This window comes from Streptomyces formicae (assembly GCF_002556545.1).
GTDB lineage: Bacteria > Actinomycetota > Actinomycetes > Streptomycetales > Streptomycetaceae > Streptomyces > Streptomyces formicae_A.
In genome coordinates, this window is sequence record NZ_CP022685.1 from 955,738 (window position 1) to 972,541 (window position 16,804).

The window sequence follows — 16,804 nt, forward strand, 5'->3', positions numbered from 1 at the left end:
TACGGGTCAGGTGGTGCGCAAGTGGTCGAGTGCGTCGGCCAGTCCCTGGTGGCCCACCGGGACCCCGGCGAGTTCGAGGCCCATCTGGACCCCGGCGAGGGTGCCCGCGAGCGTGAGGTCGTTGAAGTGGCCCAGGTGGCCGATGCGGAAGACCTGGCCCGCGAGCCGCCCGAGGCCGGTGCCGAGCGACATGTCGAAGCGCTCCAGGACGACCTTCCGTACGGCGTCGGCGTCCTGGCCGTCGGGCAGGAGCACGGCTGTCAGTGATCCCGAGTGCTCGCGCTCGTCGGCGCAGAGCACATCGAGTCCCCAGCCGCGTACGGCACTTCGGGTGGCGGCGGCGTGCCGTGCGTGCCGGGCCCAGACCTGTTCGAGTCCCTCGTCGGCGAGCATGTCGAGCGCCTCTTCGAGGCCGTAGAGGAGGTTGGTGGCGGGGGTGTACGGGAAGTAGCCCGCCTCGTTGGCGTCGATGATCGGCGTCCAGTCCCAGAAGGACTTGGGCAGCCGCGCGGTGCGCGCCGCGGACAGGGCCTTCTCGCTGACGGCGTTGAAGCTCAGCCCCGGCGGCAGCATGAGCCCCTTCTGCGATCCGGTCACGGTCACGTCGACGCCCCACGCGTCGTGCCGGTACTCGAGGGAGCCCAGCGAGGAGACCGTGTCGACGAGGAGCAGCGCGGGGTGGTCCGCCGCGTCGATGGCGGCGCGGATCTCCGGGACGCGGCTGGTGACACCGGTGGACGTCTCGTTGTGGACGACGCAGACGGCCTTGACGCGGTGCTCGGTGTCGGCGCTCAGGCGTGCGAGGGCGGCTTCGGGGGACGCGCCGTGGCGCCAGTCGCCGGGCACGAACTCCACGTCGAGGCCCAGGGACCGGGCCATGGCGCGCCACAGCGAGGCGAAGTGGCCGGTCTCGAAGCAGAGCACGCGGTCACCGGGGCTGAGCGTGTTGACCAGGGCGGCCTCCCAGGCCCCGGTGCCCGACGCGGGATAGACGACGACGGGCCCCGTCGTGCCGAAGACGGGCCCCAGCGCGTCGAGCAACCGGCGGGTGAGGGCGGCGAATTCGGGGCCTCGGTGGTCGATGGTGGGCGCGGCCATGGCGCGCAGCACCCGGTCGGGAACATTGGTGGGGCCTGGGATCTGGAGAAAGTGGCGGCCCGTCCGGACGGTCATTGCGCGAATCTCCCCTCCACGCTTGTGCCGTGAGACGGCACGGCGTATCGTGATGCGGCACGAGGCAGCTTAGGGTCACCCTCGACGAGGGGTCAACGGCCTTGCCGCGTCGCGTCAACAGCCGTACGCAAGGGGGATTTCGGTGCAGAACGTCCTCAACGCCCTGCGCACGCTGGAGGAGTTGGCGGGGCGTCAGCCCATCGGCGTCGCCGAGCTCGCCCGGGCCATGGACCTGCCCAAGAGCACGGTGCAGCGGGCGCTCGGCACGCTGCACACGGCAGGCTGGATCAAGCAGACCGGGAGTACGCCCACGCGCTGGACGCTCACCACGAAGGCGCTGCTCATCGGGCGGCAGGCCACCGGTGAACTCGGCGTGCGGGACGTGGCGGTGCCCGTGATGGAGAAGCTGCGCCGCGCCGTCGACGAGACGGTGCACCTGGCGGTCCCCGAGGGCGATCGGATCGTGCTCGTCGAGCGCCTGGAGACGAGCCAGCCGGTGCGGATCGTGCTGCCGCTCGGCCAGCCGCTGTCCGGCCACGCGTCCGCCAACGGCAAGGCGATCCTCGCCGCGGGGCCCTCCGACGCGGTCGAGCGCTACCTCGCCCGCGGCCTGACACACTTCACCGACACCACGATCGACGACCCCGACGCGCTGCGCACCGAATTGGACGCGGTCCGGGCCCGCGGTTACGCCCTCAACCAGGGCGAATGGCGCGACGACGTGTCCGCGGTGGCCGCCGCGGTGCTCGGCCCCGACGGCGTCCCGGTGGCGAGCATGAGCATCAACCTGCCCAGCAGCCGGTGCGACCGCGAGCGCCTGCACGCCCTCGGATCGCACGTGCGCTCGGCGGCCCAGGAGATCAGTGCGGCGCTGGGGTACGAGACGCCGCACGCGAGCCGCGTCCGGTAACTCCCTTGCCGTCGCACCCCCTTGACGGTTCGTGACAGCCGTCACATACTCGCCAACGCCGCAGGAGAGTTCCGCATAGCGGAACCTTAAGTCCATGCTGCGGACAGTCCCGGCCGACTCTCTCGGCCGCAGCCCGAAGGCGAGGACGTGTCATGGCAGACCATCTCATCGCGATCGGCGCACTGGTGCTCGTGTTCACCGTCGCCACGTTCACCTCGGTCCACATGGGGGTGCTCGCTCTCGTCGCCGCCTTCGCCGTCGGCTCCGCCGTCGCGGGGCAGAGCGCGGACGACGTGTTCGGCGGCTTCCCCGGGGACCTCTTCGTCGTACTCGTAGGAGTCACTTTCCTCTTCGCCATCGCGAAGAACAACGGCACCATCGAATGGCTCGTGCATGCCGCGACCCAGGCCGTGGGCGGCCGGATCGCCCTCATCCCCTGGGTGATGTTCCTGATCACCGCGGCCCTCACCGCGGTCGGCGCCGTCGTGCCCGCCGCGGTGGGCGTCATCGCGCCCATCGGCATGAGCTTCTGCACGCGGTACAGGATCAACCCGATGCTCATGGGCCTGCTCGTCATCAACGGCGCGAGCGCGGGCGGCTTCTCGCCCGCCAGCGTCTTCGGCAGCATCACCAACGGCGTCGTCGAACGCAACGGCCTGCCGGGCAGCCCCGTGCTGCTGTTCGCGATGTCCTTCCTGTTCAACGCAGCGCTCAGCGTCGTGGCGTACTTCCTCTTCGGCGGCAGGCACCTCATCGGCCGCCGCAGCACGGACCTCGGGGCCGCCCCCGCCGAAGAACCGGCCGAAGAACCAGCCGAACCACTCCCCCACGAAAGCGGCGGTTCCGCGACCGCGACGATCGCACCCGCAACTCCCACCGTCGCCCTGCGTCTCGACAGGTCCCGCACCCTGACCCTGCTCGGACTGCTCGGCATGGTCGCGGGGGCGCTCTTCCTCGACTTCAACGTCGGGCTCATGGCGCTCACCGTGGTCGTCGTGCTCACCCTCGTCGACCCCGAGGCGGCCAAAGGGGCGGTGGACCGGTGCGCGTGGTCCACCGTGCTGCTCGTCTGCGGGGTCGTGACCTTCGTCGGCGTCATGGAGCGCATGGGCACGATCGACTGGCTCGGCGAGAGCGTCGCGAAGATCGACTCACCGCTCGCCGGTGCCCTGTTGATCTGCCTCATCGGCGCCCTGGTCTCGGCGTTCGCCTCCACCACCGGCATCCTGGGGGCCCTGATCCCGCTCGCCGTACCGTTCTTGATGGACGGTCAGGTCAGCGCGGTGGGGCTGATCATCGCCCTTGCCATCTCCTCGTCCGTCGTCGATTCCTCACCGCTGTCGACCTCCGGGGCGCTGGTCACCGCCAACGCCCCGGAGGAGATGCGCCCGCAGGTGTTCGGCGCGCTCATGAAGTGGGGGCTCTCCCTGGCGCTCATCGCGCCGCTCGCCACCTGGGCCCTGTTCGTGGTGCCCGGGCAGGGATGAGCGCCAGGCGGTCGGGGCCGTCGCTCAGCGCAGCAGACCAGGGCGCCCGCTCCGCGCGGTCGCCACCAGCTCCTCCACCGTGGCGAGCTTGACCCGGGGCCGTCCTTCGAGGTGGCCCCGGGTGGCCTCCGCCCGCTCGATCGCGGCGAGCCCCCGGGCGTCGACCACCTTCCGGTTGCGGCGCTTGGCCAGGCGCCGGAAGTTCTTGGCCGGGTGCTTCGGCGTGGGCAGGGCACCGGCGACCGCGTCGGCCAGGAGCGTGGAGACCGTCTCGGCGGCGCAGATGCGGTTGGCGCCGATGCCGCCGCTGGGGCCGCGCTTGATCCAGCCCACCACGTACGTGCCGGGCTCCCCCGCCACCCGACCGCCCTCGTGCGGCACGGTGCCGGTGGCCTGGTCGAAGGGCAGCCCGGCGACCGGCAGTCCGCGGTAGCCGATCGCGCGCAGCAGCGCGCCCGCGCGGATCGCCCCCTCGTCCGCGCCGCCGTCGGCCTCGCCGCCTCGACCGCTCTGTCCGGCCGCGACGCGCACGGCCTCGACCCGGTCGTCGCCGAGCACCTCGACGGGCGTGCAGTGGAAGCGCAGGACGATGCGCCGTCCCGGCTCGGGCGGTGCGTCCAAGGCGGGCCGTGCGCGGGTGACGCCTTGCAGCACGGCGGCCTTGTCGCGCGCGGCGGCCGCCTCGATCGCGGGGGCGATCCGCGGGTCGTGGTCGTCCACGACGAGGTCCACACCCGGCACCTGGCGCAGCGCCAGCAGTTCGGACCTGGTGTAGGCGGCGTCCTCGGGGCCGCGCCTGCCGAGCAGCACCACTTCGCGCACGTTGCTCGCGCGCAGCGCGGCCAGCGCGTGGTCGGCGATGTCGGTGCGGGCCAGGGTTTCTGGGTCGGCCAGCAGGATGCGTGCCACGTCGAGGGCGACGTTGCCGTTGCCGACCACGACTACGCGCTCGGCCGACAGGTCGACCGGGCCGCGCGCCGCGTCCGGGTGGGCGTTGTACCAGGCCACGAACGCGCTCGCGGAGACGCTGCCCGGCAGCTCCTCGCCCGGTATCGCGAGGTTCCGGTCGGCGGCGGCGCCCACGGCGTACACGACCGCGTCGTGGTGTGCCGCGATCTCCTGGTGGGTGACGTCGGTGCCCACGTCGAGCCCCAGGTGCATGCGCACCCTCGGGTGGGCGTGGAAGCGCGCGAAGGTGTCGCCGACCTTCTTGGTCGCGGGATGGTCGGGCGCCACTCCGTAGCGCACCAGACCACCGGCCACCGGGAGCCGGTCGATGAGGGTCACCTCGGCGCTGGTGTGCAGGAGCAGATCTTGCACGGCGTACATCCCCGCGGGCCCCGTGCCGACGACGGCGACCCTGAGCCGCGCGAAGTCGGCGGGCAGGACCCGCGGGAAGGACGGCTCGCCCCAGGCGTGGAAGTTGGGGCCCTCCGGCGCGGGTTCGCGCTCCGCGTCCTCGTAGTACGCCGCGTTGATGTCGGCGTACGCGCGCTGCGCGGCGGGCAGCCGGTCCACGGGGAAGATCGCGTCGACCGGGCAGGCGTCGGCGCAGGCGCCGCAGTCGATGCAGGTCTGCGGGTCGATGTGCAGCATCTCCGTGCTGCCGAAAGCGCGCTCTTCGGGCGTCGGATGGATGCAGTTGACCGGGCACACGGCGACGCACGTGGCGTCGCTGCAACAGGTCTGCGTGATGGCGTAGGTCATGTCGTCGGCTCTGCTCTGCTCGTTCGGAAGGGATCGGATCTCGGCACGGGTCGGATCGCGGAACGGGTCAGATCAGGTGCGCGCGCTTGTAGAACGCCAGCGCGGGCCTGGTGAGCAGGCGGGAGGAGGCGAGGAACTCCATGAGGCCCGAACAGCTGGAGCGCATCATGGACTTGTGGTGCTCGTTGGCCTTCGCCTCGGCGAGCGCCCGCTTCTCGTCGAGCCCGGCGTTCGCGTACACCTGGCGGTTCACCATGCTCGTGACGATGTAGTACGAAGCGACGGCGACGACGAAGGCGTTGATCTGGCGCCGCACCGGGCCCGCGCCCTCAAGGCGCTTGCGCGTCTGGTCGCGGGCGAACTTCATGTGCCGCGACTCCTCGACGACATGGATGTTGTTGATCGTACGGACGAACGGCGCGACCCGCTCGTCGCGCATCCAGTCGCGCTGCATCACGTCGAGCACCTCCTCCGCCACGAGGATCGCCGCGTACGCCGCCTCGCCGAAGGCCACCGTCTTGAAGACCCTGCCGAGTTCGGTGACGAACCGCTTGGGCCGGTAGGGCGGCGCGCCGAGCTTCTGGGCGCCTCGGGCGAACATGATCGAGTGCCTGCACTCCTCGGCTATCTCCGTCAGCGCCCACTGGACGTCGGCGCTCGTCGGGTCCTTGGCGTACACGTCGCGCAGCACCATCTGCTGGAGGATCATCTCGAACCAGATGCCCGTACTGGCCACCGACGCGGCTTCCTGCCGGGTCAGCTCCTTGCGCTGCGCCTCGGTCAGCTCCCGCCAGTACGCGGTGCCGTAGAGCGTGCTCCACTCCGGGCTCGCGCCGTGGTGGTCGGTGTCGAGGGGCGTGTCCCAGTCGACCTCGGTGGCGGGGTCGTAGGCGAGGACGGCGGCCGATTCGAGCAACCGCTGTGACACGTCACCCTCTTGAGAGGCGGCGGAGCCGTGCTGCGGGTGGTCCTGTGTGCTGGGGCGAACGGTGCTGCTTGCCATGCTGCGGCTCCTCGGCTCAGAAGTGTGCGCAGAACGGAGCGCGGCGCAGTGTCCCGTCGCCCGCCGCGACCCCCTTGTTAGACAGACCGTATAACAAGGGGGTCGGCGCGGCCTACCCCTGAGTAAGAACCCCTTCTTCCGCTGTTCCTGGCGCGGCAGCCGGGGACGTCCACCGGATCCGCGTACCGCACAGCGACACGACGAGTGCCGACGCGGCGACGGCCCCGAGGCCCCAGGCCAGGCTGCTGGCGTGCGCGATGAACCCGATGAGCGGCGGCCCGGCGAGCAGTCCCGTGGTGCCCATGGCGGCGACCAGGGTCAGCGTGTCCGAGCCCTGGTTCGCCGCGGCCACGTAGACGCACGGGGTGACGGCCGCGACGCCGAGACCCACACAGGCGAACCCGATGAGGGCGGGCACCAGACCACCGCTGAGCAGGGCGAGTGCCAGTCCGACACCGCCCACCGCGCTGCCCACCACGACGATGCGGCCGTCGCCCCAGCGGCTGCGCCAGCCGTCGGCGAACAGACGGGCGACCACCATCATTCCGGAGACCACGGCGATGCCCAGGGGGGCGAGCTCGGCCGATGCCTTGGCCACGTCCTTCAGGTAGAGCGCCGACCAGTCGTTCATGGCGCCCTCGGTCACGGTGCCGAAGGCCATGGCGCAGCACATCCACAGGGTCATGCGGGAAGGCAGGGCCCACTTGCCCTTCTTCTGCCCCTCCTTCCTCTGCCCCTCCTTCTCCTGCCTCTTCTCTCCCTTCGTCGTGCTTTCCCGCGCTTCCTCCTGCGCCTTCTCCTTCGTCCTGTCCTCGGTGAGCAGGCCCGTGCTGGCGTACGCGACGAGCAGGAAGAGGATCACGGCGGCCGCGGCGAAGTGCACGGCGACCGTCGAGGTCACCGCGTTCATGCCGGAGGCCACGAGCGCGGCGAGCAGCGAGCCGCCGCTGAACGTCGCGTGCAGGCGGGCCATGGCGTTGCGCTCGTGCCTGCTCTCCAGGGCGGCGCCCTGGGCGTTCATGGAGACGTTGAGGCAGCCCACCAGGAAGCCGTCGAAGCACATGACGGCCAGCGCCACCGGGAAGTTCGGCGCGGCGGCGAGTGCCGGGAGCATCAGGGCGAGGCCGATGGCCGACGAGATGGCGATGCGGCGCGAGTCGAAGCGCCGCATCAACATCGCGACCAGCGGGAACGAGACGGCCGCGCCCACCCCTGCGGCCATGAGCAGAACGCCGACCTCCGCCGCCGTGAGGCCGAGGTCCGCCTTGATCGCCGGGATCCGGGCCGCCCAGGTGGCGTACTGGAAGCCGAGGGAGCAGAACAGGGCGGCTATCGCCAACTGGCCCCGATGGAAAGGATCACGTACGCGGAGCATCCGCATCAGCCCACTTCTCTCAGCGAACGTCGAGTCCGCGGCGCCGCGCCGGCGAGCGCCACGTCGCCGGGCACCGCGCGGTGCATGTACACGGCGCCGGGGCCGTATCCGGCCGGGGCGGCCTCTCCCTCGCGGGCGGTGAATCCGCGTGCCGACCAGAAGGTGTCGCTGCCGCCGACGGCGATCAGGGAGATCCGCTCGTACCCGTGCGCACGGGCCGTCTCCATCAGATGGCCGACGAGGTGCCGGGCGAGCCCCTGGTGGCGGAGGTCCTCGGCGATGACGACGTCGTGCAGATGGAGGTTGCGCGACACGGCCGCGGCGCCTCCCGCCTCCGTGCGCCGCAGGTCGGGGTACTCGTGCTCCGCGTAGGGCAGCGCGAGGAGGTAGCCCGCGAGCCGGGGGCCGATGTCCAGGACGAAGCAGGTGTCGGGGGACGCCCGCATCCGCGACTCCAGGGCGGCCCGCCCCTCCGAGAGGCCGAGGCCGGTGTAGGCCCTGGCCTCCAGTTCCGTGATGCCGGTCCAGTCGGCGTCGACGATGTGTCTCACGCGCACTTCATGACGCATGCGCACCGCCGTCGATCCACGTGTACGGCAAGGGGCGGAACCCGTTGAAGCCCTGCGTCATGTAACTGGTCGCGTACGCCCCGCAGGAGAGCACCCAGACCGGGTCGCCCGAGGCCAGTGCCTTGGGCACCGGGACGAGCCCGTTCTCGTGGGAGTAGGCGTCGTCGCTGTCACAGGTGGGGCCCGCCACGACGGCGGGCACCGACTCGGCGCCGCGGTGCGAGGGGAAGACCAGGCGGTACTGCAACTGGTCCATCTCGTAGAGGCCGTTGAACTTGCCGCAGCTCAGGTAGAGCCAGTACTGCCGCTCGCCGTTGGCCTGGCTGCGCGCGGAGAGCCGCGCGACGTGGGCGCGGATCGCACCGTGGTCGGCGATGAGGTAGCGGCCCGGCTCCACGACGAAACCGAGGCGGTGGCCCTCGATCTCCCGCAGGCGTTCCATGCCCTCGCGGATCACGGCGAAGATCTTGTCCATCGGGGGGTCGAGCGGCCTGCCGTGCTTGTCGCGGTAGCCGAGCGCGGGCAGCCCGCCGCCGAGGTTGACGTGGTCGAGGGACATCCCGCGTTCCGCCAGGGCGGTCAGGACGTCCGCGATGCGGTCGAAGGCGCCGCGCCAGGCGTCGGCGGTCATCTGCTGGGATCCGACGTGCACGGACAGGCCCGCGGGGACGAGTCCGTTGTCCCGCGCGGTCGTCAGGACGTCCACGGCGTCGGCGGGCGAGCACCCGTACTTGTTGCTGAGACCCCACAGGGCCCCTTCGCCGGTGGTCGCGAGGCGGCAGAACACCCGTGCGCCCGGGGCGTGTTCGGCGAGGGCCGTCACGTCCTCCAGGCTGTCGGTCGCGAAGTCCCTGATGCCGAGCCGGAACACGTCGGCGATGTTCCGGTCGGACTTGACGGTGTTGCCGTAGTGCATCCGCTCGACGGGCACGCCCGCCCTGAGCGCCTGTGTCACCTCGTCGGGGCTCGCCGCGTCGACTCCTGAGCCGCGCAGCGCGAGCCGCCCGAGCACCTCGTCCACCGGGCACGCCTTCATGGCGAACCGGACGGCGACGCCCGGCAGTTCGCGGCGCAGCGTGTCGTAGCGCGCCTCGATGCCCGGCAGGTCGTAGACGATCTGGTCCTCGGCGGCGGCCGCGAGGGCGTCGAACAGGGGGGCGCTCTCGGTTTCGTACGTCATCGTGGCGCTCAACCGGTCCGCCCCGGGGTCAGCACGGCACCGGCGGCGACGCTCGCGCGCACCAGCGGCTCCCATGCCTCGGTGAGCAGCGCGAAGTCCTCGATGTCGCGCCGCGCCTCGTCGAGGAGGCGTTCTCGGCGTTCGACGAGGAGGTCGGCGAACTCCGCGTAGCGGCCGCCCAGTTTGCGGTAGGCGACGTCGATCCTGTCGAGCCGCTCGACGTTCTCCGACCGGTCCAGGAGAGCGCTCTCCCGAGCGAACGCGGCGATGGCGGACGCGTCGACCCGGCCCCGCTCGTCCAGGAGCTCCTCACCCGCCTCGGTCATCCTGTCGTAGATGACGTTGAAGTAGAGCATCGAGAGGAAGAACTTCACGAAGCGCGTCTGGTACGCCATGAAGCCCGCGTCGGTGCGGCGTTCCTCGGTGTAGTAGTTGACGATGTGGCGGTTGTGCAGGACGCCGGGCAGGGCGGCGTCGTGGACGAGGTGGATGAGGAAGTAGTCGCTGCCGATGGTGTCGGTGGCGGGCGGCAGCGGGACGCGCTCATGCACGTCGTGGAAGGCGATGTTGCACATGTCGACGCGCATCGGGTCGACCAGGGTGAGCGTCGCGCGGTCCTCCGTGAAGGTGTCGGAGCCCGCGCCGCGGAAGGATTCCTCGACGAGGTCCCGCTTCTCCTCGTCGGACCAGTGGACGGGCGCCCAGAGGCTGACCACGTCGTAGTAGACGTCGGGGTCGATCCGGCAGATCTCGCCGATGTCCACGGAGAGTTCGCCGACGAAGGAGCTGCCGACCATCGCGACGCGCTTGTCACGGTGCTCGTCGGCGAGTTCCGTCCCGGTGACGCCGTGGGCGGCGTCGGCGGCGCGCTTGCCGAGCGACATAAGTTCGTGGTGGACGGGGAAGACGGGCTCGCCGTCCAGGACCTGGTAGTGGCTGTCGGAGTCCCTGCGGTGCACGGACTCGCAGCCGAGCGCGGCGGCGATGAGGAACGCCCGGTTGGTGCAGGCACCGTAGGAGACGCCGTCCGGCAGCATCAGGTCGAGCATCAGCTCGGGCTTGGCGACGCCCGCGCCGCCGATGACCCGGCGCAGGAAGTCGCGCTGCGCCGCCTCGTCGAGGTGGTGCGTGACGACGCCGGGGACGTCGCCGAGCGCGCGCACGGCCGTCGCGTGCTCGGTGTAGGTGGCGGTGTCGGAGGAGTCGAGGATCAGCAGCCGCACCTCGACGTCGAAGGTCGCGGCCGCGTACGCCGCCTCGGCCCCGATCGCCGCGATGGTGTGGGAGCAGGCCCTGTTCGTGGGCAGTGTCAGGCAGATTCGGCGCATGCGTCTTCCCCGATCGGCTCGTCGAAGGGCTGCCCGTTCCAGGACTTCAGGCCGAGGAGCTTGGCACCGAGGTCGGTCAGCGCGGCGGTGCCGTACCGCTCGGACTCGTGCTTGAAGGGGTCGCCGACCAGCGTCGCGTTCCAGTCGGGCGTGCTGAGGTCGCGCCAGGACTCGACGCGGGAGCGGCGCAGCGTCTCGTGGGATTCGAGCGCGGGCATCATCGAGAGGTACTGGACCGCGCGCACGCCGCTGCCCGAGGTGTTGGGGGCGACGCCGTGGGCGAGGAGGCCGTTCCAGATGAGCAGGTCGCCCGCCTCCAGTTCGGGGCGGACGACGGGCAGTTCGGAGCGGTCGATCGCGGGACGGATCGGGTCGCGGTCGTCGGGCTGGAGGGCCTTCCACCGGTCGAACTGGCGGAACAGCTCCGGGCAGCACTGGAAGCCGCCGAGCTCCGCGCTCGTGTCGTCGAGGGCGATGATGCCCTGGACGCGCTGGGGCAGTACGCCGAGCGTGGTGTCGACGTCCCAGTGGAGGTTGATGTCGAAGCCGCGCTCGGTGGGCGCGATCAGGCCGCGGTCGCGGTTCTTGACGTTGGGCGGGTTGAGGTTGAGCCGGTCGAGGGTCACCCAGAGCTCTTCGCAGTCCCACACGTCGACGAAGGCGTCGTAGACCCGCTGGGTCTGGCGGCTGTCCCATATGAGCTGGTGGTGGTACGCCTCGACGAAGCCGTAGATGTGCAGCTCCCTGTCCAGGTCCGAGCGGTACTCGCGCTCCTCGTACCAGGTCTCGGGGCGCTCGCGGTCGAGGCCCTGGAACTCCCAGGTGAAGTCGAGCAGGTCCTTGGCCGCGGCGGCGGGGATGGCCTGCTTGACCACGACGTAGCCGTACGTCTGCCAGAAGGCGAAGTCCTCCTCGGAGAGCACCCTCAGCTCACGGGTCTTGTCCAGGTCCCGCAACTGGGTCTGCGCCAGATACGTCTCGCCGTCCGAGCTGAAGTAGGGGCGGTCCGAGGGGGCTCGATGGAGGTAGCGGTCAGCAGCTGGCATGTGGTGCTCCAAGGTTCGGTTCTCTCTGCCGCTCGCGGAGGGCGATCACACAGGCACCACCTGCAACATCCGCCCCACGTCGAACTCACGTAGCACCAAAATGGACTAGACCAACTCTCGCTGTCAATAAATGAGTTGGGTGCCCTTGTTGACAGAAAAGCTCATATTCGCCCCCGCTTCACGTGGTCTTCACGCAGGAATTCCGGCATGCGAACAGGGTCTTGACACCTCCGACCACCCGGGAAACCATCGCAGTGGTCTGTACCAAAGAAGGCGGGTGGTCGCGCACGACGGCACGGGATTGCTCACCTTCGTACATTGACGTCGTGAGGTGCCCGGTTCAGGGTGTTGCCCGCAGTTCCGATGCTCGGCGCAGCCCCGAACCCTCTCCTTCGAAGAAGGGCTCCTCTCATGCGAAGACGCGTCTTTGTCCGTGGACTTGCCGCGACCGGTGCGGCGCTTGCCGTCCCCGCTCCCCTGGCCCGGGCCGCCTCCGGATCCGCCGGTGCCGCCACGGCCGCCGGAAGCTGGCAGGTGGTGCCCGCACCCGCCGGGCGGCCCGCCGCCCATCTCGTCTCGGTGGCCGCCACCGGACCCGACCGGGCCTGGGCGGTGGGCGAACAGGGCCTCAACGGCGCCATCTCCGGCACCCCGATCTCGCTCACCTGGGACGGCTCCGCCTGGACGGCGAACGACGTCTCCCACCTCGCGTACCAGGGCGCGCTGCGCGGCGTCGCCGCGGCCCCCGACGGCGAGGCGCACGCCGTCGGCACCGACAGCGCGGGCCACGGCCAGCTCCTGACCTGGGACGGGACGACCTGGCGCGAGACGCCCTTCCCCGGCAGGGGCGAGACGGGGACCACGGTGACGGACGTGGCGGTCGGGCCCGACGGCCGGTTCTGGGTGTCGGGGCGGCACGGCGGCCGCGCGGGGCTGCTGCACGGCCGCGGCGCGAAGTGGCGCTGGTGCCCTCCGCTGCCCGACGCGGCCGCGCCCACGCCGACCGGCGTCCATGTGACGCCCGGCGGTGAGGTGTGGGTCTTCGGCGACGTCATCGCCCGCTGGGACGGCGCCTGGACGGTGATCCCGCGACTGCTCGGCGTGCGGGCCTCGGTGAGGGGGCTGCTGCCGGTCGCGCACGACGACATCTGGCTGGTCGGCTACGGCTACGGAGTGGGCGGACCGCCGGGAAAGCCGCCCGGCGTCATGCTGCAGCGCTACGACGGGACGCAGTGGAACTACGTCGCGGCCCCGTTCAGCGTGGGCATGTTGACCGACATCGTGGGTGACGCCGCGGGCCGACCCGACCTCATCTGCGGCTGGGACTTCTGGGACGACAAGCGCGCCCACTACCTGCGCTGGAACGGCACGACCTGGGTCAGCGAACGCGGTCCCGTCACGGCGTCCACCGTGCTGCCCGAGGCGATCACCGCCGTCCCCGGGCAGGCGGGCGGCTACTGGTCGGTGGGCACGACGTCCTCCTCGCCTCTCCCACCGGCACAGCTGCACATCGAGCGGTACCTCTAGCGCGCGGATCCGGCGCGCGGGGTGATGTCGAAGTCGAAGGCGAGGGTGCCGGGATCGAGCGCCGTCACCCCGCCGTCGACGGTGAGCGTGGCGCCGTTGACGAACGACGCGGCGGGCGAGAGCAGCCACGTGATCGCCTCGGCGACCTCGGCGGGTTCACCGGGGCGGCCCGTCGGCACCAGGCGGGTCGCCTCCTCGTACGCCGCGTCCGCGCCGCCGTCGCCCAGGTCGGCCTCCTGCGCGAAGCGGGTCATGCGCCGGTCGGCCATCTCGGTCCGCACCCAGCTGGGGCAGACGGTGTTGGCACGCACGCCCCGCTTGCCGTAGTCGACGGCGACGGACCGGCACAGCTGGAGGAGTGCCGCCTTAGACGTCGCGTACGCGGCGTTGGCGACGCCGTTGCGCAGCGCGGCGACCGAGGCGACGGCGACGACCGAGCCCCGCGTCTCGACGAGGTGCGGAATCGCGGCGCGCAGCAGCAGGAAGGGCCCGGTGAGGTTGGTGCGCAGCACCAGGTCCCAGTCCTCGTCGGGGATGTCACCGACCGCGCCGCCGCGCCCGATCCCCGCGTTGAGCACGACGCCGTCGATGCGGCCGTACGCCTCCACCGTCGCGTCGACGAGACCCTGGACGTCCGCGGGGTCGCCCGCGTCGGCGTGGTGGGCGAGCGCCCCGGTCTCCTCGGCGACGCGCTCCAGGGGCTCGGGGCGACGGCCCGAGATCACCACTCGGTGCCCGTCGGCACGCAACTGCCGAGCGGTGGCGGCGCCGATTCCGGTACCGCCACCGGTGACGATGACAACTCGACTCTCCGTCATGCCTGTTCAGCCTCCGAACGCGGTCGCGAATCCATTCCGTGATCATACGGAGCGGCGCACGACCGCGTTCGGACGCCCCGCTGTCGCGGGGCCCTGCCTACTCGTCGACGGCCGCGCCGAACGCCGCGCCCGTGCCCGGCGCGCCGAGCGCCTGCGCGTTGTACGTCCAGGACCCGGCGGCGGTGATGCCACCCGTCCCCGCGGAGAGCACCCACACCGTGCCGTCGCCCGCGTTCTCACCGGGCGCCGCGGCGAGCAGCCCGAAGCGGCCGTCGCGGTTGGGGTCGGTGAGACGGACCTGCGCGCCCCACTTGTCGCCCTTCTCGGCCACGCCGGGGACGTCCGCCGAGTTCTGGTCGAAGGACTTGGCGCCGGTCGCCGTCATCCCGTACTCCCCGCCGCGCAGCACCCAGACCGCGCCCGCGTCCGCGACCGTGCCGATGTCCTCGCCCGGCGCGCCGATCGCGACGTCCGCGTACCCGTCGCCGTTGGTGTCGGCGACGGACAGGTCCGCGCCCCAGCCGTCACCCCGCTCGGCGACTCCGGGGACCCCCTCGGTGTCCTGCGTCCACCACTTGGCCTCGTCCTTCAGGCCGTTCTCGTCGCCGTAGCGCACGCCGACCAGACCGCCGGTCATCGTCTCGCCGCCGTCGTCGGGCGAGGCGGGCTCACCGGTGACCAGGTCGTCGTAGCCGTCGTGGTTGATGTCGCCGGAGGCCGCCGCGGGCCCGCCGCGCAGCTCGCCCCGGTACGAGAGGCCGTCGGCGGCGCCCGCGTAGTGCAGGGACCAGCCGTGGCCCGGCTCGGACCCCTCGGTCACGCCGGACACGACGAGGTCGGCGTAGCCGTTGTTGTCGTAGTCGCCCGTGGTGAGCGACTTCGGCAGGATGTCGTGCTGCTCGGCCGCCGCGGAGAGCCGCTCGGTGGCCGTGCGGCGCAGCGGGGCCCGCTCGCCCGCCCGGGCCTGGGGTGCCGCTTCGTACCCGAAGAGCTCCAGGTCGTCGCGGTCGAGCACGGCGAGCAGGTCGCCCGGCGTGTCGTTGGTGAAGTGCGCGGCGGTCAGGCCCACGCCGAACTGCTCGCCCTTGGTGGGTTCCTGGGTCTGCAGCCAGTCGCTGGCCGCCCCGGTGAGGCCGTTCTTCGAGCCCCACAGGATCGCGACGCCACCGGCGTCGGCCGTGTCCCCGATGTCCTCGCCGGGGATGCCGACGATCGCGTCGTCGAAGCCGTCGCCGTCGAGGTCGCCGCTGGCGACGGCCTTGCCGAAGCCGTCGCCCGCCTCGGCGGCGCCCGCGACGCCCGCGGTCGACTGGCTGAATCTGGCGACGTTGCTGGTGCCGATGCCTCGGGTGGAGCCGTACTGGACGGTGACGAGTCCTGCGCCCTTCTGGCCGCTGACGGTGGCGCCGGGGGCGCCGACCAGGACGTCTTCGTATCCATCGCCGTTGAAGTCACTGTTGCGGTCGTCGGCGTGCGTCCCCCCAGGGGTACCGGCGAAGGCGGAGGGGGCGGCGGCGATACCGGCCCCGGTGAGCAGAAGGAACGATGCCGCGGCGAGGGCGGCCGAACGGTTCTTGCGCACGAGCGGCTCCTGTGAAGGAAGGTGGCCGGGCAGCGCGGGGGGTGTCCGGAAAGGGCCCGTTCCTTGTCCGGCGCCCTGTTCGACACGGGATGGGGCACAAGGGTTGTACGGGGTTCTCGATTCCGTTCGGAAGCGCGAACTCGCAGGTGCGGGGCGTCACTTCCAGCCGTACGCGTAGGCCGTGACCCAGGTGATCTCCAGCTGGGCGCTGCTGCCGGGCGCGGCGCCGGGGCCTTCGAGGGCGCTCTCGTTCTGGAGCACCCAGGACAGCGGCCGGTCGGGCACGCCCCGGGTGTCGCGGCCCCTCTCGCGTCCGTCGACGAAGAACCGCACCGTGCCGGGCGTCCACTCGGTCGACACGGTGTGCCACTCGGTCCAGTCGTCGGCGCCGTGGAAGGAGCCCTGCGCGCCGCCGCCGCAGGGGTGGTGGAAGGCGCTCAGCGATCCGGTCCACTCGCCCTCGGGGTGGTCCATCTCGCAGCCGCCGCCGTAATGCAGCCACGCCGACTTGTAACCGGCGGCCTGCTTGGTCACCTTGATGCGGGCGCTGTACTTGCCGTACTTCATCTGCATGACGGCACGTGGTACCACCGCCGCGGCGTGTACGGGTCCTCCGTCGGCGGGCCGCCACATGCGCACGCGCATGCGGCCGTCGCCGTTCGCCGCAGCGCCCACGCTCACGGTGTCCTCGGGGTGGTAGACGCCGACGACGTCGCGCGCGCGGTCGTTCGCCGTGTCGCGCCAACCCGTGGGGTACGCCCACCAGTTGTCGCGGTAGGTGCCGGTGAGTCCCGCGCAGTAGGCGCCGGAGGTGTCGGCGTGGTGGTCGCAGTCGCTGAACGCGCCGAGCGGCACCCGGTCGCCGTTGAAGTCCTCGGCGAGGACCTGCCAGAACGGCCCGCAGTCGCCGCGCGGCATCTCGGTGTCCCCGGTCCGGCAGGCGTCCGCCGACACCGGGGCTCCCCCGGCGCTCGGGACGCACAGGAGGGCCGCGAGCAGTGTCACGCCGAGCGCACCGGACACGATCGGCCTGCGCCGCTTCGCCGCCGCGTGTGATCCCATCACGCTGCCCTCCTCCGGCCCCCGGCCGTCGCGCGGG

Annotated in this window: 14 protein-coding genes; 3 read left to right on the forward strand and 11 right to left on the reverse strand. The window is 71.6% G+C overall.

All coding sequences use genetic code 11. The annotated features are described in order from the left end of the window. Positions 1-6 precede the first annotated feature (6 nt). A complete protein-coding gene (locus KY5_RS03720) occupies positions 7-1,173 on the reverse strand; it encodes a pyridoxal-phosphate-dependent aminotransferase family protein (RefSeq protein ID WP_098240826.1) in 1,167 nt (388 codons plus the stop codon). 142 nt (positions 1,174-1,315) lie between these two features. On the opposite strand from KY5_RS03720, the gene KY5_RS03725 reads away from it, so the two are divergent. Together KY5_RS03725 and KY5_RS03730 are read left to right on the forward strand one after the other, a co-directional pair. Continuing rightward, positions 1,316-2,083 (forward strand): IclR family transcriptional regulator, encoded by a 768-nt coding sequence (locus KY5_RS03725; RefSeq protein ID WP_098240827.1) that lies wholly within the window; start codon positions 1,316-1,318, stop codon positions 2,081-2,083. A 152-nt stretch (positions 2,084-2,235) separates the two neighbouring features. Continuing rightward, positions 2,236-3,570: an SLC13 family permease gene (locus tag KY5_RS03730; RefSeq protein ID WP_098240828.1), complete on the forward strand. Its 1,335-nt coding sequence runs from the start codon at positions 2,236-2,238 to the stop codon at positions 3,568-3,570. Positions 3,571-3,594: 24 nt separating this feature from the next. On the opposite strand, the gene KY5_RS03735 is transcribed toward KY5_RS03730, so the two are convergent. The 7 genes from KY5_RS03735 to KY5_RS03765 form a co-directional block, all read right to left on the reverse strand. Continuing rightward, on the reverse strand, positions 3,595-5,277 hold the full coding sequence (locus KY5_RS03735) for an FAD-dependent oxidoreductase (protein WP_098240829.1): 1,683 nt from the start codon (positions 5,275-5,277) through the stop codon (positions 3,595-3,597). A gap of 67 nt (positions 5,278-5,344) precedes the next feature. Then, positions 5,345-6,280: an AurF N-oxygenase family protein gene (locus KY5_RS03740; RefSeq protein WP_098240830.1), complete on the reverse strand. Its 936-nt coding sequence runs from the start codon at positions 6,278-6,280 to the stop codon at positions 5,345-5,347. A 112-nt stretch (positions 6,281-6,392) separates the two neighbouring features. Continuing rightward, positions 6,393-7,655 (reverse strand): MFS transporter, encoded by a 1,263-nt coding sequence (locus tag KY5_RS03745; RefSeq protein ID WP_098247041.1) that lies wholly within the window; start codon positions 7,653-7,655, stop codon positions 6,393-6,395. Between the two features lie 5 nt (positions 7,656-7,660). After that, on the reverse strand, positions 7,661-8,224 hold the full coding sequence (locus KY5_RS03750; protein WP_098247042.1) for a GNAT family N-acetyltransferase: 564 nt from the start codon (positions 8,222-8,224) through the stop codon (positions 7,661-7,663). Further along, positions 8,214-9,404, reverse strand: coding sequence for a type III PLP-dependent enzyme (locus KY5_RS03755; RefSeq protein ID WP_098240831.1), 1,191 nt, complete (start codon positions 9,402-9,404; stop codon positions 8,214-8,216). Before KY5_RS03755 ends, KY5_RS03750 begins: the two co-directional genes overlap by 11 nt. An 8-nt stretch (positions 9,405-9,412) precedes the next feature. Next, a complete protein-coding gene (locus KY5_RS03760) occupies positions 9,413-10,732 on the reverse strand; it encodes a DUF6271 family protein (RefSeq protein ID WP_098240832.1) in 1,320 nt (439 codons plus the stop codon). After that, a complete protein-coding gene (locus tag KY5_RS03765) occupies positions 10,714-11,778 on the reverse strand; it encodes a phytanoyl-CoA dioxygenase family protein (protein WP_098240833.1) in 1,065 nt (354 codons plus the stop codon). Before KY5_RS03765 ends, KY5_RS03760 begins: the two co-directional genes overlap by 19 nt. A 411-nt stretch (positions 11,779-12,189) precedes the next feature. Between KY5_RS03765 and KY5_RS03770 the strand changes: the two genes are divergently transcribed. After that, positions 12,190-13,305 (forward strand): hypothetical protein, encoded by a 1,116-nt coding sequence (locus KY5_RS03770; RefSeq protein ID WP_098240834.1) that lies wholly within the window; start codon positions 12,190-12,192, stop codon positions 13,303-13,305. Here the strand turns inward: KY5_RS03770 and KY5_RS03775 are convergent. The 3 genes from KY5_RS03775 to KY5_RS03785 all read right to left on the reverse strand — a co-directional run bounded on the left by KY5_RS03775 (position 13,302) and on the right by KY5_RS03785 (position 16,767). Further along, positions 13,302-14,123, reverse strand: a complete 822-nt coding sequence (locus KY5_RS03775; RefSeq protein ID WP_098240835.1) for an SDR family NAD(P)-dependent oxidoreductase — start codon at positions 14,121-14,123, stop codon at positions 13,302-13,304. The genes KY5_RS03770 and KY5_RS03775 overlap by 4 nt on opposite strands. Positions 14,124-14,220: 97 nt before the next feature. Then, positions 14,221-15,705 carry an integrin alpha gene (locus KY5_RS03780; protein ID WP_098240836.1) on the reverse strand — a complete coding sequence of 495 codons (1,485 nt, stop codon included), beginning with the start codon at positions 15,703-15,705 and terminating at the stop codon, positions 14,221-14,223. Between the two features lie 156 nt (positions 15,706-15,861). Beyond that, positions 15,862-16,767, reverse strand: coding sequence for a glycoside hydrolase family 16 protein (locus KY5_RS03785; RefSeq protein ID WP_098240837.1), 906 nt, complete (start codon positions 16,765-16,767; stop codon positions 15,862-15,864). Between the last annotated feature and the right edge of the window lie 37 nt (positions 16,768-16,804).